Source organism: Rahnella sp. CFA14(1/10), from assembly GCF_004195095.1.
GTDB classification, from domain to species: Bacteria; Pseudomonadota; Gammaproteobacteria; order Enterobacterales; family Enterobacteriaceae; genus Rahnella; species Rahnella perminowiae.
On record NZ_SEWS01000004.1, the window covers coordinates 18472 to 35674 of the forward strand.

The following is a 17203-nucleotide window of genomic DNA, read 5'->3' on the forward strand; positions in this document are numbered from 1 at the left end:
AGCTGGCCGTTTTTGTTTCAGCGTTTAATTAACGTGCCAGCGGCGAGAGGGCAAAAAAATGGCAGACTTTTACATCTCGGGTATGCGCAGAGACAATGCAGGGCAACACATTCAGCACGTTAATTTTAATGATGCGATGTTATAAGCGAATGAGCGCTTCCGGCGAAGCGCTCAGTGTCATTACTCAAAATCAGCGTGTCGTTTGAACATGGTTTCACTGGTTTCACGCAGTTGTTCCATGAGTTCCAGCACGATGGCATCATAGGTGATAAAGCAGAGTTGCTCGAAAGAGGAACCCATTGGCTGCGAAAACTGGCCCGGTGTGCGATCGTTTTCAGTTTTGACCGTTCCCGGTAATACCAGCACGCAGTTGGCCAACTGGCCAATCGCAGAGTCTTTCTTCATGGTAACCAGCGCCACGTCGACACCACACTCAACGGCTTTCTGCGCCAGGCTCTTGAGACTGCCTGTTTCGCCACTGCCTGAACCAATAATTAACAAATCACCCGCTTTCGTATGAGGTGATGAAATTTCCCCGACTACGCTGACCGAGAAGCCTAAATGCAATAAACGGTTAGCGAACGCGCGGATGGCAATACCGCTGCGCCCCGCCCCTTGCAGGAAAATATGCTTCGCATTTCTAATCTGCCCGATAAAATGCTGCGCCTGATCATTGTCGATATTGAGCGCGTTTTGCTCCAGTTCCCTGAGAATACTGACTGTATTTTCCTGAACACCCATTTTCTTTCCCTCCGGTCAGGCAATTGTACGGCCACCATCCATGAGGATCGTCTGTCCCTGGATGTAGGAATTCGACTTATCAGCAAGGAAAATGGCCAGGTTTGCGACATCATTGATGGTGCCCAGACGACGGACCGGAATTTTCTCCAGTACTGCATCTAAATCTGCCTGCGTCGGGTAATTAACACGCATCATTTCGCCGGTGTCGATAAGACGCGGCGCGATAGCGTTGACGTTAACACCTTTTGGCCCCAATTCCTTCGCCAGACCACGAATAAGGCCTTCCCCCCCCGCTTTACTGGCCGGATAGCTCACCCCCCCGCCAGTACCTGACAGCGCAGAACCGGAGGAGATGTAAACGATTGAACCCTGGTTAGTTAAGAAGTCATCGTAGAATGCTTTGACCGTATTGAATAAACCCGTCAGGTTGATTGAGAGTGTTTTGTTCCACTCTTCGAAAGTAATGTCTTTGACTTTATTAGCAAAAGCGACACCTGCGTTCAAAACCAGAATGTCGATACGGCCATAAGCCTCGATAACTTTTCTGCGCACTTCAGCCAGTGCCTGCGGATCAGAGACGTCCGTTTTGACAAAGAGCGATTTAACATTGCCAAAGGTCAGTTCTTGCGCAGTTTTGATGCCATTAGCCTCGTTATAATCGACAATGACGGTATGCGCACCGCGTTCGGCGAATTGTTTTGCAATTCCTTTACCAATCCCATGCGCACCACCGGTAATTAGCGCAACTTTACCTTCAAAATGACTCATCGGTTGTTCTCCTGAATCTTTGTACTTAACGTGAGAGAAATCCCCCACGTCTGCGGTCTACATAATGATTACGCGCTCAATTAAGAGCGCGTGAATATATGTTGGATACTTAATGCATGACAGACTTTAATGCCTGATAGCTTGCTTTAGGGTTGTCATTAAATAACGCGCCACCGACAACAATTAAATCAGCACCCGCCTCCTGTACTTTTTTCGCTATTTCCAGATTAACGCCACCGTCGACTTCAATTTGAATGTGCCGGTCAGCAATCATTTCTCTGGTTTTCCTGATTTTCTCCAGGCTTTTCTCGATGAAAGTCTGCCCGGGTTGCCCCGGGTTAATGGTCATAATCAGGATGTAATCAATATCGCCCAACAAATATTCCAGAACACTTTCAGGCGTACCCGGATTGATGACCACACCGGCTTTTCGCCCGGCCTTTTTTATTTTCTGTAAAATAAAATGCACATGCGGCGTTGATTCATAATGCACTGAGATCATTTCTGCGCCGGTATTAATAACATCATCAATATGTCTTTCAGGATTAGCCAGCATCATGTGTACGTCGAAAGTCATTTTGCTGGCTTTTTTCATTGCAGAAATTTGATTCGGCCCAAAGGCAATATTATTTACGAAGGTTCCATCCATTAAATCAACATGCAATATTTCAGTGTTCTCTTCTTCTAAAAAACGCAGCTCATCTTGCAGACTTAAGATATTCGCGCCAAAAATTGATGGTAAAATCTGTGCCATGGTAAGCAAACCTCATTTTTAAAATCAATGGAATACAGTGCTCAACCAATACGTCAATACTTCCCACGGGCCAGTCAGTACAAAGTCAGTACCCTGCCCCTGCAAGCCGACGCCTGCGCCATGCAGGAATTGGGTTGCACCCGGAGCCACATACCCTCCTAAATACATCACGACAATACTGAACAGTAAGGTTGAAATAATTGAGCGGATGACGTTTCCGTTGCTGGCCATTACGGTCATGGTTGTCATATAGATGATTGACATCAGAACGCCGATGGGGAAAATCATGATCCCCGGTAAAATCAGTGCGCAAAGCATGGTCAACGGAATGGTGATAACGGTGACGGTGATGGTCGCTGGGTCGCCCAATGCCAGGGCACAGTCCATACCGATGTTCAGTTCGGCGTCTTTACCCATCTGCTTTTGCATAATATCTTTGGCACTTTTCCCAATTGGAGACAGTCCTTCCATCAGGACACCCACCACTTTAGGCAGGAGCACCATTACCGCAGCCACCCCCATTGCCATCGGGACAATAGTGGTCACAGGCTGTTTCGTCAGCAGTCCAAGCAGACAACCTACAATGACACCGATGATAGCGGGTTCACCAAACACACCCAGACGTTTCTGTACGCTCTCCAAATCAACGTCGAGCTTGTTCAGGCCGGGGATCAGGTCGATAATTTTATTGACCAGCAGTGCAAAAGGTAATGTCCAGCCTATATGGATCATGGTGGTACAGGTCGTCCCTTCCAGGCCATAATATTTCTGCCAACGGGGAGCAATTAAATCGCCAATAAACAGAGCGATAACGCTAAGTGCGACTGCCACGCCAAAACCGATAAAGAAGCTGTCAAACACGAAATAGGCCAGCGCGCCGGGAACCAGGAAGTGCATATAATTCCAGATATCAACGTTCAGCGTTTTGGTTAATTTAAGACGAACAAGTAGCAAATTAAGAATAATACCCACTGGAACAACTAAAGCGGCAAAGGGTGCCACCCATGCAGCCGCGCCCACCGCAGGCCATCCGATATCAGCCACAGTGAATCCGCTTCCCAGTTTTGAATAGTAGGCAATTGCCGGCTGCAGGGATGTACTCAACAGATTAACAACCAAACCTAAACCAATAAAACCGATACCCACGGTGATACCAGACTTAATGGCAGCACCGACTTTCATGCGGAAAACCAAACCCAAAATGAAGATGACAAGTGGTAGGATTGCCGTTGCCCCCATGCTTGTTATCGTTAGCATTATGTTTTTTAACATGTCCATCTTGTCATCCCCTGTGTTTTCTTATTAGTTTTTAGCCAGCTCTGTTAATAAATCCCCTAGTTTTTTTCGTAACACAGCTTCATTAATCCCGGTGATAAACCCGGCCACACTCATATGCGGTTTTCCGATATCACCTTTGTAGTTATTCGTGGTTAAAATCACATCAGCATTCTGTAATTCAGAAGGAAGTTCTGACATGCTGCATTTATTTATTTTGAACTGAGTAATGCCATATTCTGTACACACGGATTTCACTTCATCAGCAGCGATAGTTGACGTTGCGACACCGCTCCCGCAGGCTACGAGGATATTAATCATCATTATGCTCCTGAACTCTTATTGCATGACGGTGGAAATAAAAAGTGCCTGCGCTTTCTCGGAAGGAAGCTCAAGTAAATTTTGATAAAAGTCTTCCATTTGAAGATTACTAAAAAGGGCCTTCAGCAGTTGCAGCTGATTAGCCGGATCGGTAACGACCAAATTGATAATGAGTTTGACCCACAATTTATCGTCGCCATCAGCCTGATCAACCTGAACCGGTTCAGGTAAGCGAATAATATAAATCGACGGGCTGTTGGCCTGGTTGCTGTCGCAATGTGGGATCGCCACAGAATAACCATCAAGCAAAATACCGGTTGGATACATGGCTTCGCGTTCGCGCAGTGCTGCCAGATAGGTCTTTTTCACTATCCCTTCTGAATACAGCTTTTCATGGATGTGCTGCAGCACCTCATCGTAATTTTTGAATGCTGCACCATCTGCAACATTAATAGTGACTGTACTCACCTTTTCACCTCGCCTTTTTGCTCATTAGAGCAAATATAATCGATCACATGAGCAGTTATAGCATGCCAATTTTCCGCGCAAACAGAAAACATGCAAAAGTTATAAGCTGATCACAAAATAAATGCATAAGTGCACGCAAATAATTGCTCATATGAGCAATATCGAGTAATTCATCGTTTAGATCAATCAAGTCAACCGGAGAGGGAAAGTGAAATTTTTATTATAAATCAGACGGATAGTAGATTTTTTGAAGGTTTATATATGCGAACTGACCTATGTCAGAGGATTTGGCAATGCTCTGATCTAAGTCATGAGGGTTTACAGAATGACTGATAGCAGTGCCTGATGCATGCCTGAGAGGAAGGTGATCAAGGGCGCGGGCTACGCCCCTGTTGCTGATGTTCCGGGATCTATTTCAATCAGGAATTGACAAGCTTCACCGCAGTATCGAAGTCAGTGATTAACACATCTAAAAGGCCTGACTTCAGTGAAGCGACGATGCCTTCATACTTCTGTTCTCCCCCCGCCACACCAATCACGGTTTTCGTGTTACGCAATTGTTCGGTTGAAATACCAAACCCAAGACGGCTCATCGGGCTATCAAGGATCTCGCCTTTACTGTTAACGAGAGTAATGCAGACATCCGCAGCGATATCTTTCTCAAACAGATTTTTTTGCCACGACTCGGGAAAAATATCACACAAACTGGATGAGCCCGTTTTCCAGGCGCCAATACCGGTGATGACAACATCCAGCTGAGAATAATATTGTTGGGTATCCACCACAGCCGGATCACTGGCCAGTTTTTGGGCCAGGCTTTCATCATCCACCCACATCGGCACATACATAGGATGTGCCTTGCCCTGAGAGATAGTCGACAGTCTGTGGATAAGGTCGATCGGGCCCTGGCTAAATTCAATGCCCGGATGAACGCCAGATAGCTGAACAACATCTAATGCCGGCAAGCTGGTGAGTTGACTCACTGTGCTGGATAAAACGCGTCCCCAGGCAATACCAACCTTCATTCCCTCAGCGAGATTATTGTTGAGATAACTTGCAGTGATACCCCCCAGCTTCTCATTCAGTTCTTCCTGATTGGACCAGGATTCTGACACGGAAAGCACGATTGCCTTCTGCAGACCATACTTTCCGCAGAGATTAAGTGCGATCTCTTCGTCAAGCAGTTGCTGCTTTGGAAAGAGAAACTTCACATACTCTTCCTTTATTGCCTCATCGATAAGACGCGCCGCTTTAAATCTCGAAATCTCGAGTTCTTCAGCAATCTCAGTTTTGGTCTTCATCTCAACAAAGTAACGTCGGACGACGAGAGAATAGATATAGCGGGGATCGTAACCTGACCAGCGGCTGTTTTTTATACGTTTAGGCATAGAGCATTCCATCTTCATCCAAAGACAATATCAGCTGAGTTAAACTGTTACCCCTGCAATTTACTCATAAGAGTACACTTTTACCTGCTCTTTTGACATGAGCAAATGAGTCTTATCTTTTGGCGGTGTGATAGCTGACACATCTGATGATAATGGGTGAAGAGACCAGAGTTTTTTAGACGGTGGCAAGGCTTTACATTATGTGCTCTCAATCAGTGACGCTGTGGCCTGTGATTTCTGTTTTTTGGCGTGAAACGGGTTACATTGCTCATGTGTTCCTCGCAGATAAAAATGCCCATCGGGTGCGGCCTGAGTTCCACCGGGACAACCATTCATCCCAGATTTTCCGTTTTTTCCATTAAGACCAGCCCCACCGTTTTGATTACCGATTACCACGGATCCCCCTTTTCCTCCAGTTCCGCCTTTCCCGCCTTCACCTCCCTGACAGGCAAACGCTATAACGGAAAATCCCGTTAAAAAAAGATAAGAAAACAATTGAGCTCTGTTCATGTCTTTTCTCCAGGTTGCATCGGGTTTCGTTAGTTAGGGTAGCTGATTTACATTTCAATCCGTTCACTTTGCGCTGCGCCATTCTAAATCAGTACAAAACACATAGCGAAAAGATCTGATAGCCACTTAGGTGCAAGATAAAACATAGAATTTTAAGGGATGCACTTATGAAATTCTCACTTCCATGTGTGAATTTACCCATTTCGTAGCCAGTGACTCAGAAACTATTTACACGCTATAAGATTGGCCATCTGTTCCTGGTCCGGCAGACCGACGATCTGTTGAAGCATGTTGGCGTGGTTAAGATAATAAATTGCTGGCGTACCGCTTGCCCCCACATCTTCCATCAATTTCTGGTTGTATTGGATCTGCGAGAAAATCGGCTGCGGCGTTTTCTCCAAAAGTGCAGGCTTGTTTTTGCCACCCGACAACTCGAAATCCTGCCAGACCTTCGCGGGGTTTTCAGAAGACAATATCGCAGCCGCGTAACGGCCACTGTCGGGCTGCATGACACCCACTAACTGCGTTTTCAAAGCGATTTTATTGTCCTTAATATAGGGCTGCACGTCCTGTCTGAATTTTGTACAGTAAGGACAGAAGGGATCGGCAAACACGACAATCTGGCAATTTGCATTATTACTGCCTTCCGTGATACCGGCAGCTTTGGACAGTGTTTTCCACATCTCGCGGCCAGCAGGGATGTAAATCTCCTCTTTTATGACCTGTTCGCTGAGGTTACTTCCATTCTCATCGTACATATAACCTGATATGGCATGTTTTTTATCGGGGGTCAGATAAATTGTCACCCCCGTTCCCTGATATTTTCCCAACCAGCCCTGGACCCCGCCTGGAGCCGTGAAGGGTTTGATTATTTCTATACCTTGTTTTTCCAACTGCTTGACCGGTGCGGGAAGCGCTGCGGGCGTTGCTGCCTGAACCTGCGAGCCGATAAGTGCAGCAGATAACGCGAGGATGTATTTGTTCATTCTTATCTCAATATAATACGTACTCATTACGGGCCGTTGTTTAACAAACCTCCGGCCCTCCCGTCACGTGCTAAATGGCACTACTCACCCTTATCTCATCGTGACAAATTCTTCTGCCGCAGTTGGGTGAATTGCCACGGTATTGTCGAAGTCTCTCTTCGTTGCTCCCATTTTCAGCGCAACAGCAAAGCCTTGCAGTATTTCATCCATGCCTAAACCGATACCGTGGATACCGACGATTTTCTCTTCCAACCCCACACATACCAGCTTCATGCGGGATGGCTGGCGATGACGCGTCACGCCGGTGTACATGGCGGTAAAAGATGACTGATAAACTTTCACCTGATCATCACCATATTCCTCACGCGCCTGGGGTTCAGTCAGGCCAACGGTACCTATTGTTGGGTGGCTAAAGACGACTGTGGGGATATTGTTGTAATCCAGATACTCATCCGGCTTGTTGTTAAACAAGCGTTCTGAAAGGCGACGGCCCGCAGCAACAGCTGCCGGTGTTAACTCAACCGCACCGGTATTATCACCCACCGCGTAAACACCCGGCACGTTGGTATTCTGATATTTATCAACTTTGACGTACCCTTTTTCATCGAGTTCAACACCCGCCATCTCAACGTTCAACTTGTCATTGGCTGGCTCACGGCCAATCGCCCAGATCAAACAGTCAACCGTTTGTTCACGACCATCTTCCAGCTTCAGTGTCAGGCTGCCGTCCTGGTTTTTGACCACTGCAGTGGGGATCGCTTGGGTGTGCAACGTTGGGCCTTCGACGTTCATGACTTCAACCAGTGTTTCTGTGAGCAACGGGTCAAAACTGCGCAAAGGCGCATGCTTACGTACGAACAAATGGGTTTTTGACCCCAATGCATTGAGAACACCTGCCAGTTCAACAGCAATGTAGCCTGCACCAACAACTGCAGTGCGCTCCGGTAGCGCCTCAAGCGCAAAAAAACCATCTGAATCAATTCCGTATTCCGCCCCCGGAATAGAGGGATGGCTAGGGCGACCACCGGTGGCTATCAATATATGGTCAGCGGTAATCGTTTCCCCGTTGACCTCCACCGTATGTCCGTCCACAAACCGGGCAAAACCTTTGATGACATCTACCTTGTTTTTACCTAACACATTTTCGTATGAAGTATGAATACGATCGATATAGGCACTGCGGTTTTTTAGCAAGTTAGTCCAGTCGAGGCGGTTTAATGTGGTATCGAAGCCATAGTCTGGGCCATAAAGATGAATGGCCTCTGCGATTTGCGCAGCGTGCCACATTATTTTTTTCGGTACACACCCCACATTGACGCAAGTCCCGCCCAACTCCCGCGCTTCTATCAAAGCGCATTTCTGCCCATACATCGCCGCACGGTTGATTGAGGCGATACCACCGCTACCACCACCAATCGCGATATAGTCATAGTGTTTCGTCATTTTGTTCTCCAGGCAGCATCGCTGCGGTCATCGTTCAGGTAGCATCGCCAGAACTCGCACTCAATGCCTTGCTTATACGGTTGAGCCCCTCAGCAAGCATAGCGCGTGGACAAGCCAGATTAAGGCGGATGTGCCCGTCGCCGTTACTGACAAACATTTGCCCCCCTTCAAGCAATACACCCGCATGTCTGGCAAAAAAGAGGGTTACTTCTTCCTGATTACTGTCATCTACCAGACGAGAGATATCAATCCAGGCAAGATAAGTCCCTTCCGGAATGATAAAACGGGCCAGCGGATGATATGTCCCTAGGTAGTCCTGCAGAAAACGGAAGTTCTCGTCAATGTAGTGCCTGACCTGAGTCAACCACTCATCGCACTCGGACCAGGCGGCCTTGTTAGCCACCAGGCTCAGCGGAGAGATAAAATCATCATGCAGGCGAAGCCATTCGGCTCTCACTGAGGCATCAGGGATCATGATGTTTGCAAGCAGGTTACCCGCCAGGTTGAACGTTTTGCTGGTCGACATGCAGGTGATAATTTTATGATTTTCAGGAAAAATTGACGCGGCGGGGATATGCGTGACGCCCGAGCGGGATAAATCACAGTGGATTTCATCAGAAATAACCCACACATCATGTTTAAGGCATAACGCTATCATTTTCTGCAACTCATCACGTCGCCAAACTCGCCCGGTGGGATTATGTGGGTTACAGAGAAAGAAGGCTTTAATTCGCTGCTGGTCATCGCTCAGGGCTTGTTCCATTGCCTCAGAATCTACCGCCCAGTGGCCTTCGTTATTTCTAAGCGGGCAATCGACGACGCGACGACCGCTATAGTCCCCGGCTTTTTTAAACGGTGCGTAAGAAGGGGTCAGGATGAGGATGCTATCTTCTTCGTGGGTGAGTAACGGCACCAATCGGTTAAGCGCAGGGATAATACCGGGGGAGAAAACAATGCTTTCTTCCTGAAACCGGTATCCGTAATGCCTTTCACACCAGGCCCCAAAAATCTCATAGTAGTCCCTGTCATAAACGCGGGTGTAGCCAAGAATTTTTTTATCTAACCGGGAACGTATGGCTTCAAGCACCGGCTCGGGTGTGGAAAAAGCCATATCTGCTACCCAGAGGTTTATAAAACCATTCGCCGGTACTTCCGGCGCGGGGCCTTCATGGGCACCAAACATATATTCACGCCAGCCGTCGACGGTTAAGCTGTCTGTCCCTGCTCTGTCCACTGCTTCATCAAAATCGTATTTCATAGAGGTTACCCGATTAGTTTATCCAAAGAGGTCACAGCGTCACTGATTTTGCTAACGATTAGATATTCCTTTGCTTTAAAACCTAAAAAACCATTTGCAGAGTGATCAAGTCATCACTGGCACGTTGATATCAGTGTCGTATTTTCTGACCCGGTGCCTTGATCACCAACAGAATGCCCGCAAGGACTGCCAGCGTTGAAAATGCCATTCTGAGGCTCAGTGACTCGCCCAAAAATGTTACGCCTCCCAGCATCGCCAGACAGGGCACACTCAACTGAACCGTACTGGCTGCAACAGACTCAAGACGAGGTAAAAGTGAATACCAGAGTACATAGGCTCCGGCAGAAGCACCGGCACCAGAGAGTATTGCCAGGACAATTCCGATACCGTCGAAGTGCGCTCCCTGGCTAATGAACGGCGACAACACCAGGGCAAAAGGTACAGCAAGGATGAAATTTGCCGCAGTGGCCTGCGCTGCGCTGGGAGAGCGCTTTCCGCAAAGGGTATAAGCCGCCCAGGCAAGGCCTGAAAGCGCCATCAGAACAGCGCTGCCCAAGGGGGGCGCTTTGGCACCAGGTAAGAGAAGAGCAGCCATGCCGGCTACAGCCAGCCCAAGCCCCGTTGCTCTGGAAAAAGACAGCCTTTCCCCATGGAAAAGGCCATGAGCCACCATCGCCAGTTGCACAACGCCAAACAAGAGCAAAGCACCTGTTCCTGTATCCAAATGGATATAGGCAAGGGAGAAACACAGGGCGTAGGTCATAAGAAAGAACCCGCTTTTCAAGCTCCAGACGCCCTGCTTTTTCCCCTCACGTCTCAACAACAGTGGTAACAAGACCACCGCCCCGCTCATCAGGCGAAGGTCACTGAACGTCACCGGGTCAATATGTTCGCCTTTCAACGCAATCCGACAGAGCACAGAATTGGCTGCGAATGCCATCATTGCTATCACTATCTTGAATCCAACAGACCGCCCCATCAGCGTGACGCCTCAAAATTAATAAATTACGTGGCAATCTATCAATTAGTAGGTAGGATGGCAATATCTACTTATGGCAGCCAGACTAAAATGGTACGCCTTTTCAGGTCATGCCTGGAGCATTGGCCTTTATCATTGCCAGATTTATGTGAAGCCGTAGACCTGTTACTAACAAAGGAGAACATATGCAAGATTTCAACGTACTGCTCGAAGCAGCATCAGATTATAACGAATTTGTTGGCAGCGGAGCAGAAGAAGACCGCAACGCATTGCGGCATTTTGAGGGGCTTGCCAACGAGGCATTACCTGACGATGTCATTAGTAAGCTCTCGCAACTTCCGGGTTCGTACAGCATTCTGGTAGCTGCTGAAATGTGGTGCCCCGACTGCCATAAAAACTTGCCTGTAATCCATGCCATTGCCGCGTCAGCGCCGGCAATACGTCTGGGTATTATCACCCGCAACAAGGCTGAAGCCGTCTTTAAGGCACACTTTGGTGTCGATAAAGTCAAAATTCCGTTTGCCGTGGTACTGGATGAGAACGCGACTCCGCTGGGGCAGTTTATTGAACGACCTGAAAATGCTACCGGCAACAATGGAGAAGTGAGCGAGAGGTACAAAAACGGTGAGCTTCTGGTCGATACCGCCCGCGAAGTGACTTCAATTTTTCCAGGAAAATAAGAGAGCGTTAAAGTTAAATTAATTGAATCTCAACTTGAAGGTAATAAACCTGGAAGTTGAGCAATGCCAGGGAAATAATAAAAATAAACCATAGCAACAATGCCCTTAGCCCTGCATCTAAGCAGGGCTTTTTTCGCGTAAAGAAAGCATGCTACGCAGTTTTGTATGTGCAATCAAAATGCTACGCCCGTTTATTCAGTGGCCAACGACATCACCAGCAGCTTCGCGAAGCTTTACACTCCCTCTAAATGTAAGCAGAACTCCAGGCAACGATAATCCCGGCAACATATTCCGCATCCTGAGGATGCGTCAGAAGATGATCTGCTTCACCCAGTGAGATAAAGCTTTTCGGGTGTCTGGCGGCTTTAAAAATTTTCTCTGCCTGTTCAATCAGCACGGTATCATCATTGGGAGCATGAAAAATCAGCAGCGGCTTATTCATGGTAAATACCTTTTCCGCTATTTTATGCTCCTGAATGTTATCCAGCATTTGCTTTTTGAGCGTGAATACCCGGCCTGCAAGCTCTACCGGGAAAGCGCCATGGTTCCTAATATCTTCGATATTGTCTTTGAACAACCGCTGTACATGCGTCAATTCGCCTGGCGAACCTATGGTTACGACCGCTCTGGCCTCAGGCACTTTGCCTGCAATAGAGAGGATTGCCGAACCGCCAAGGCTGTGACCAATCAGCAGCGAAGGAGCCTCGTATTCCCGACGAAGATAATCGACCGCGCACAGCAGGTCAGAAATATTCGAGGAAAAATTAGTATTGGAAAAATCGCCTTCGCTGTTGCCTAACCCCGTGAAATCAAAGCGAAGCACCGCAATTGAATTTTCTGTCAGTTTCCTGGCAATGCGTGCAGCACCTTTCAGATCCTTCCCGCAGGTAAAGCAGTGCGCCAACAGGGCAAAGGCTTTTGGATTTTCTGGCAATTCAAGCAACCCGGCAAGTTCCTCACCTTCTGCATTTTTGAAGGTAAATTTCAATTTTTTCATTATGTTAACTTTCAGAATGGTTGAATTACAAGCAAGATACCTATCAGCCGCCCCATCATGGGGCGGCTTTGCGAGGTTACGACGAGCTTATCTGCGAACGGCCATGATACCGGCATCGACATCCCAGATTGCGCCAGTCACCCAGGAGGCTTTGTCGGACAACAGGAAGAAGATGGTATTGGCCACATCTTCCGGCGTGCCGACACGCCCCAGCGGATGGAAAGCGTTCAGCGATTGCATTGCGCCGGCAATGTCTTCTTTCGCCATGAAGCCTTCATAAATCGGGGTATGCACGATCCCTGGCGAGACCGCGTTCACGCGGATACCCGCACTGGCCAGCTCAATGGCCAGGTTGCGTGTCAAGGCGTGGAGACCGGCTTTGGCCATGGAGTACGCGGAAGCCGGTGAGTCGCCGAGTGCGGCTTGCGCGCCAATGGAGCCCACGTTCACAATCGCCCCTTCACGGCCGTCGGCCAGCATGTTCTTCACCACGTCCTGTGTGATGAAGAAGGTTGCCCGGTTCAACATCAGGTACATGTCGTAATCGGCTTCCAAATGCTCGGTAAAGCCTTTCGGCATGAAGATCCCGGCCGCATTGACCATCAGGCTAATATCGCGATGATTAGCATTAATCTCCTGACGAATGGCGTTCATGCCCTCTTCGGTCATCAGGTTTGCCGCAATCACGGACACGGAACCCAGTGGGCTCAGCTCTTTCTGTACCGCTTCTGCCTTGTCTTTTTTATTGCCCGTCAGTACCACGCTGCCACCGGCTTTCAGCACCATACGCGCCGTTTCCAGACCCATGCCGCTGGTGCCACCCACGACAAGCAGTTTTTTGCCTTTAAAGTCATCGCTCATTTTGAACTCCGTTATTTGCAGGGTAGATTTGCCGGCAGTCATGCAGCCGGCTCGTTCAGGTTTCAGATGCTGCAACCGTCAGCGCCGCAGGTCTGGCCGTCGGTTTTTGCCAATTCAGCCGCTTTTTCTTCCCAGACTTGCTTCAACGCGTTCAGGAAGTTGTCCGCAGATTGCGCGCCGCTGATGGCATATTTTTCATTGAGCAGGAACAGCGGGACACCGCTGACCCCGATCGACCGGGCATGGGCTTCATCTTCAGCCACCGATGCACGGAAGGCCTCATTGGCAAGGGCACTTTCAGCGTCGGCTCTGGACATGCCCACTTCTGTAGCTAACGCAATGAGCTCCTGCGGATCGAAAATGGAACGCCCCTCAGTCACACTGGCCCGATAAAACCGTTCTGCCATGGCGTCGCCCATATTGGCGTGACGTGCAGCCGCGAGCAGCGTATGGGCATCTTCGGTATCGCCAAAGAGCATGGTGTCAAAGTTATACTGGAGCCCTTCTGCCTTCCCGGCCGTGCCCACCTGATTCATCATCAGTTCCGCCCCATGTTCCCCGCCAAACTTCTTGTAAAGGGCTTTGCGGAACGGCACGGCAGGCCGGTCGCCGGAAATACGGAAACTGTGGTGGCGGACCACGACCTGCTCCTTGTGTTCAAAGGCGGCAAGGCCCTGTTCGAAACGCTTTTTGGCAATCCAACACCAGGGGCAGACCAGATCTGACCAGATATCTATCGTAATAATCGGCTTAAGGGTTTGCATATTGGCTCCTGAATACCCCATTAATGTCGTCTGGCGGTGCCTCTTTATGTGGGCACCGCAAATACCACCAGCTACGTGGCGTTAGTTGGCTTCCCAGGCGGGATAATCGGTGTAGCCTTTTTCCGGCGACCCCGTCACGCCGTAATACGTCGTGCGATCGCTTTCAGCCAGCGGCCAGCCGTTCTGCATTCTTTCGACCAGATCAGGGTTGGCGATGTACGGCACGCCAAACGCAACAAGATCCAGTTCGTCTGCCTCAAGTGCGGTTTCGGCAATCTCGCGGGTGAAACCGCCGGCGGCAATAACGGTGCCCCTCAGGGTTTTACGGAACGCGGCTTTGAAACCGGCAGGTACCGGTGCCTGGGTATAAACAGGTTGATAATAGAGGTGCACATAAGCCAGCTCACGTTGGCCGAGGGCCGCAGCGATACTTGCCCAAATCTCTTCTTCACCTTCATAAGGCGCCAGGTCGTAAATCCGCCCGAACGGTGAAATGCGCAAGCCCACCTTATTGCTACCAATAGCCGCAGAGATGGCATCAACCGTTTCCAGCAGGAACCGCTGACGGTTTTCCACAGAGCCACCGTATTCATCAGTGCGAGGGTTCAGTTCACTGCTGAGGAACTGGTCGAAAATGAAGCCGTTAGCCGCCATGATTTCCACGCCGTCAAACCCGGCCTCCATTGCCAGACGCGCTGAATGGACAAAGTCAGCGGTAACGCGTCGAACTTCTGCGGTTTCCAGCGCACGCGGCTGGCTTGGAACGACAGGCCCCGGTTCGCCAGACTCGGTCAGTGCAAAGACGGTGGTGTTAACCGCTTGTACGGTACCGGCGGAAACTGGCGCGATGTTGCCCGGCTGAATTGAGGTATGAGACATCCGGCCCACATGCCACAACTGAGCAAAAATACGACCGCCCTTCGCATGTACCGCATCGGTCACTTTGCGCCAGCCCTGAACGTGTGCAGCGTTGTAGATCCCCGGGGTATACAGATAGCCGCGCCCTTCTTCAGAAACAGGCATGCCTTCGGTGATAAGCAGCCCCGCAGAGGCGCGCTGGGCGTAGTAAAGTGCAACGACGTCATCCGGCACGTCGTTCATTGTGCGGGTGCGGGTCATCGGGGCCATGACCACGCGGTTTTTTAACTGCATGCCTGACAGATTGTAGGGGGTGAACAACTTACTCATCGTATACCTCGCAAGGCGAAAGTGAGAAAAGCCCCGCTGGGGCCGGAGTTAATACTTAGCGGGCCGGGGAGCTGACGATCACTTCCTGATGCCGGTTAAGCGTATGGCTGCACTATACCTACCTACTAGTTGATTGGTCAATAGGTAAAAGAACAAATCATGCTGTCCTTTTGTCACCGGAGACAGGCACAGGGAATGCTGTGTAAGGTGAGCTCCCGTCGGTGAGATGGTTGTCATCCTGTGAAATCAGGGAATTACAAATATCATTATTGGGCGTTATGGAGCTAAGACTGGCCGGTTCAGGGCGGCGAGGAGTCTTTCTCTCCCCTTATCATTGGGATATTAATCACCCCGATGGAGAAGAGTAAATGTCCAAACTTCACCTTACTGTTATCAGTACATTATGCCTGGCGTTGTCGAGCCAGGTCGCTTTTTCAGCCAGTTTTACGCTGACAAGTCATGAGCTTGAAAAAAACCATTTCCCCGCAGCTCAGACCCTGAGTTCACCTTATGGATTTGGGTGCAGTGGTGGAAACCTTGCCCCCTCTTTTAACTGGAGTGGCGCGCCGGCAGGAACTCAAAGCTTCGCTCTCAAAATTTATGATAGGGATGCGCCGACAGGCCTCGGTTGGATCCACTGGCAGGTGGTGAATATTCCCTCATCTCTTCACTCGTTACCGGCTGGGATAACGGCGGATAACAAAAATCTCCCGCAAGGGGCTCTTCAGACCCGGACTGATTTCGGTATCCCGGGTTATGGCGGCCCTTGCCCGCCGAAGGGTGAAACGCACCGTTATGAGATCACGCTGACGGCACTTCGTGTCGACAAACTTCCGGGAATAACGGCGGACTCGACGCCCGCCCTGGTCGGCTTTATGGCAAAAGCGAACTCACTGGGCGAAGCGCATCTTCAGATTACGCAGGGCCGCTAACCGCAGCCAGGTTGCCGATAGCCTGGCCGGAAACCCGGACCAGGCTGGGGCTGAATCCGAAGCGAGTTCGAAATCTGGCGGCGAACTTAGACGGATTTTCATAGCCGACTTCCAGGGATATGCGGGTGACTGAAAGATCGGTCACCTGCAAAAGTGTCAGGGCGCGGCACATGCGAATGTCAGTCACCAGATGGGTGAATGACGTATTTTCGGCATGCAGATGGCGTCTCAGGGTGGTGGCCGACATACCCAATTCAGCCGCCACCTGCGCAGTATTCCAGTCTTGTGATATGTCTGCTGCAACGAGTTTGCGGATTTTTATCGCCAGTCCGGTATGTTGTTTCAGCGCGAAGAAAATTCGGTATTCATCCAGCCAACTCAGCATCTCTTCCATACGCCTGGCCACGATACTTTCAGGTATGTTTTCAGTATCTGTAATGGCCTCCGCAGTGTGATAAAAGGCCTGGCGAAAACTGTTGCCTGGCTCTGCCATTTTATTTGCTTCGTTCATGCTCATACGTGGGGCATGCATGAAGCAGTAGTTTTGGACGAAATCGGCACAAAAACTCAGCCATGATGCTTCGTACGTACCCGTTAAAGGTGATGGTGTATTGATGATATCAAAAGAGTGCCCCTCCCCGATGACCACCGCGTCCCCCGCTTCCAGCGTTATCTCCTCTTGCGCCCAGCGGATTATTTTCCTGCCATGGCGGACCAGGATGATTGTGGGTTCATCTATAGTGATATGGCGCATCATCAGGGGCTGCGTATGCAGCACATGCGCTGTACTCCCCACATTAATACGACTGGATAATGTTCTTTCCATCATCGCCTTACGAAAAGGAATAGGCCTGCCCTGTAGGCCGACACTTTATGGATGGGCTTGCTTT

The 17203-nt window shown here is 49.5% G+C and carries 19 protein-coding genes; 2 read left to right on the top strand and 17 right to left on the bottom strand.

The window, feature by feature from the left end; translation table 11 throughout:
- Window positions 1-180 precede the first annotated feature (180 nt).
- The 12 genes from hxlB to EVX52_RS09080 all read right to left on the bottom strand — a co-directional run bounded on the left by hxlB (window position 181) and on the right by EVX52_RS09080 (window position 10891).
- Window positions 181-741 (bottom strand): 6-phospho-3-hexuloisomerase, encoded by a 561-nt coding sequence (gene hxlB, locus EVX52_RS09025; RefSeq protein WP_047611324.1) that lies wholly within the window; start codon window positions 739-741, stop codon window positions 181-183.
- Window positions 742-756: 15 nt separating this feature from the next.
- Window positions 757-1509, bottom strand: a complete 753-nt coding sequence (locus EVX52_RS09030; RefSeq protein WP_129991138.1) for an SDR family NAD(P)-dependent oxidoreductase — start codon at window positions 1507-1509, stop codon at window positions 757-759.
- Window positions 1510-1618: 109 nt separating this feature from the next.
- Window positions 1619-2263, bottom strand: coding sequence for a ribulose-phosphate 3-epimerase (rpe, locus tag EVX52_RS09035; protein WP_129991139.1), 645 nt, complete (start codon window positions 2261-2263; stop codon window positions 1619-1621).
- 24 nt (window positions 2264-2287) lie between these two features.
- Complete coding sequence (locus EVX52_RS09040; RefSeq protein WP_015697028.1) at window positions 2288-3541, bottom strand: PTS transporter subunit IIC; 1254 nt, start codon at window positions 3539-3541, stop codon at window positions 2288-2290.
- Window positions 3542-3565: 24 nt separating this feature from the next.
- Window positions 3566-3859, bottom strand: coding sequence for a PTS sugar transporter subunit IIB (locus EVX52_RS09045; protein WP_024359913.1), 294 nt, complete (start codon window positions 3857-3859; stop codon window positions 3566-3568).
- A gap of 18 nt (window positions 3860-3877) precedes the next feature.
- The gene (gene gatA, locus EVX52_RS09050) at window positions 3878-4327 is read right to left on the bottom strand and encodes a PTS galactitol transporter subunit IIA (RefSeq protein ID WP_020439342.1); all 450 of its coding nucleotides are present in this window, start codon (window positions 4325-4327) and stop codon (window positions 3878-3880) included.
- A gap of 419 nt (window positions 4328-4746) precedes the next feature.
- The gene (locus EVX52_RS09055; RefSeq protein ID WP_015697025.1) at window positions 4747-5715 is read right to left on the bottom strand and encodes a sugar-binding transcriptional regulator; all 969 of its coding nucleotides are present in this window, start codon (window positions 5713-5715) and stop codon (window positions 4747-4749) included.
- Between the two features lie 198 nt (window positions 5716-5913).
- Window positions 5914-6225 carry a hypothetical protein gene (locus EVX52_RS09060; RefSeq protein WP_071825604.1) on the bottom strand — a complete coding sequence of 104 codons (312 nt, stop codon included), beginning with the start codon at window positions 6223-6225 and terminating at the stop codon, window positions 5914-5916.
- Between the two features lie 224 nt (window positions 6226-6449).
- On the bottom strand, window positions 6450-7211 hold the full coding sequence (dsbG, locus tag EVX52_RS09065) for a thiol:disulfide interchange protein DsbG (protein ID WP_032693652.1): 762 nt from the start codon (window positions 7209-7211) through the stop codon (window positions 6450-6452).
- A 90-nt stretch (window positions 7212-7301) separates the two neighbouring features.
- Window positions 7302-8654, bottom strand: a complete 1353-nt coding sequence (gene gorA, locus EVX52_RS09070; RefSeq protein WP_032693568.1) for a glutathione-disulfide reductase — start codon at window positions 8652-8654, stop codon at window positions 7302-7304.
- A 34-nt stretch (window positions 8655-8688) separates the two neighbouring features.
- Complete coding sequence (locus tag EVX52_RS09075; protein ID WP_094898030.1) at window positions 8689-9912, bottom strand: MalY/PatB family protein; 1224 nt, start codon at window positions 9910-9912, stop codon at window positions 8689-8691.
- A gap of 130 nt (window positions 9913-10042) precedes the next feature.
- The gene (locus tag EVX52_RS09080; protein ID WP_049264873.1) at window positions 10043-10891 is read right to left on the bottom strand and encodes a DMT family transporter; all 849 of its coding nucleotides are present in this window, start codon (window positions 10889-10891) and stop codon (window positions 10043-10045) included.
- A gap of 185 nt (window positions 10892-11076) precedes the next feature.
- Here EVX52_RS09080 and EVX52_RS09085 point away from each other — a divergent pair, with 185 nt between their 5' ends.
- Window positions 11077-11571, top strand: a complete 495-nt coding sequence (locus EVX52_RS09085; protein WP_049264871.1) for a thioredoxin family protein — start codon at window positions 11077-11079, stop codon at window positions 11569-11571.
- 244 nt (window positions 11572-11815) lie between these two features.
- Here EVX52_RS09085 and EVX52_RS09090 read toward each other — a convergent pair whose 3' ends face one another.
- The 4 genes from EVX52_RS09090 to EVX52_RS09105 all read right to left on the bottom strand — a co-directional run bounded on the left by EVX52_RS09090 (window position 11816) and on the right by EVX52_RS09105 (window position 15381).
- Window positions 11816-12568 (bottom strand): S9 family peptidase, encoded by a 753-nt coding sequence (locus EVX52_RS09090; protein WP_049264868.1) that lies wholly within the window; start codon window positions 12566-12568, stop codon window positions 11816-11818.
- Between the two features lie 87 nt (window positions 12569-12655).
- A complete protein-coding gene (locus EVX52_RS09095; RefSeq protein ID WP_015697019.1) occupies window positions 12656-13429 on the bottom strand; it encodes an SDR family NAD(P)-dependent oxidoreductase in 774 nt (257 codons plus the stop codon).
- A 62-nt stretch (window positions 13430-13491) separates the two neighbouring features.
- The gene (locus EVX52_RS09100) at window positions 13492-14193 is read right to left on the bottom strand and encodes a DsbA family oxidoreductase (RefSeq protein WP_032693563.1); all 702 of its coding nucleotides are present in this window, start codon (window positions 14191-14193) and stop codon (window positions 13492-13494) included.
- A gap of 81 nt (window positions 14194-14274) precedes the next feature.
- Window positions 14275-15381: an alkene reductase gene (locus EVX52_RS09105; RefSeq protein WP_049264864.1), complete on the bottom strand. Its 1107-nt coding sequence runs from the start codon at window positions 15379-15381 to the stop codon at window positions 14275-14277.
- A gap of 368 nt (window positions 15382-15749) precedes the next feature.
- Between EVX52_RS09105 and EVX52_RS09110 the strand changes: the two genes are divergently transcribed.
- Entirely contained in the window at window positions 15750-16313 is a 564-nt protein-coding gene (locus tag EVX52_RS09110) for a YbhB/YbcL family Raf kinase inhibitor-like protein (RefSeq protein WP_015697016.1), read from the top strand.
- On the opposite strand, the gene EVX52_RS09115 is transcribed toward EVX52_RS09110, so the two are convergent.
- Window positions 16297-17142, bottom strand: coding sequence for a helix-turn-helix transcriptional regulator (locus EVX52_RS09115; protein ID WP_049089937.1), 846 nt, complete (start codon window positions 17140-17142; stop codon window positions 16297-16299). The genes EVX52_RS09110 and EVX52_RS09115 overlap by 17 nt on opposite strands.
- Between the last annotated feature and the right edge of the window lie 61 nt (window positions 17143-17203).

Bases quoted from the DNA above. Each gene is read 5' to 3' on its own strand.
- EVX52_RS09105 (WP_049264864.1), bottom strand. From the start codon at position 15,381: ATGAGTAAGTTGTTCACCCCCTACAATCTGTCAGGCATGCAGTTAAAA.
- hxlB (WP_047611324.1), bottom strand. From the start codon at position 741: ATGGGTGTTCAGGAAAATACAGTCAGTATTCTCAGGGAACTGGAGCAA.
- EVX52_RS09110 (WP_015697016.1), top strand. From the start codon at position 15,750: ATGTCCAAACTTCACCTTACTGTTATCAGTACATTATGCCTGGCGTTG.
- EVX52_RS09115 (WP_049089937.1), bottom strand. From the start codon at position 17,142: ATGATGGAAAGAACATTATCCAGTCGTATTAATGTGGGGAGTACAGCG.
- EVX52_RS09085 (WP_049264871.1), top strand. From the start codon at position 11,077: ATGCAAGATTTCAACGTACTGCTCGAAGCAGCATCAGATTATAACGAA.
- EVX52_RS09100 (WP_032693563.1), bottom strand. From the start codon at position 14,193: ATGCAAACCCTTAAGCCGATTATTACGATAGATATCTGGTCAGATCTG.
- dsbG (WP_032693652.1), bottom strand. From the start codon at position 7,211: ATGAACAAATACATCCTCGCGTTATCTGCTGCACTTATCGGCTCGCAG.
- EVX52_RS09090 (WP_049264868.1), bottom strand. From the start codon at position 12,568: ATGAAAAAATTGAAATTTACCTTCAAAAATGCAGAAGGTGAGGAACTT.
- EVX52_RS09040 (WP_015697028.1), bottom strand. From the start codon at position 3,541: ATGGACATGTTAAAAAACATAATGCTAACGATAACAAGCATGGGGGCA.
- EVX52_RS09055 (WP_015697025.1), bottom strand. From the start codon at position 5,715: ATGCCTAAACGTATAAAAAACAGCCGCTGGTCAGGTTACGATCCCCGC.
- EVX52_RS09060 (WP_071825604.1), bottom strand. From the start codon at position 6,225: ATGAACAGAGCTCAATTGTTTTCTTATCTTTTTTTAACGGGATTTTCC.
- EVX52_RS09030 (WP_129991138.1), bottom strand. From the start codon at position 1,509: ATGAGTCATTTTGAAGGTAAAGTTGCGCTAATTACCGGTGGTGCGCAT.
- gorA (WP_032693568.1), bottom strand. From the start codon at position 8,654: ATGACGAAACACTATGACTATATCGCGATTGGTGGTGGTAGCGGTGGT.
- EVX52_RS09095 (WP_015697019.1), bottom strand. From the start codon at position 13,429: ATGAGCGATGACTTTAAAGGCAAAAAACTGCTTGTCGTGGGTGGCACC.
- rpe (WP_129991139.1), bottom strand. From the start codon at position 2,263: ATGGCACAGATTTTACCATCAATTTTTGGCGCGAATATCTTAAGTCTG.
- EVX52_RS09075 (WP_094898030.1), bottom strand. From the start codon at position 9,912: ATGAAATACGATTTTGATGAAGCAGTGGACAGAGCAGGGACAGACAGC.
- EVX52_RS09080 (WP_049264873.1), bottom strand. From the start codon at position 10,891: ATGGGGCGGTCTGTTGGATTCAAGATAGTGATAGCAATGATGGCATTC.
- EVX52_RS09045 (WP_024359913.1), bottom strand. From the start codon at position 3,859: ATGATTAATATCCTCGTAGCCTGCGGGAGCGGTGTCGCAACGTCAACT.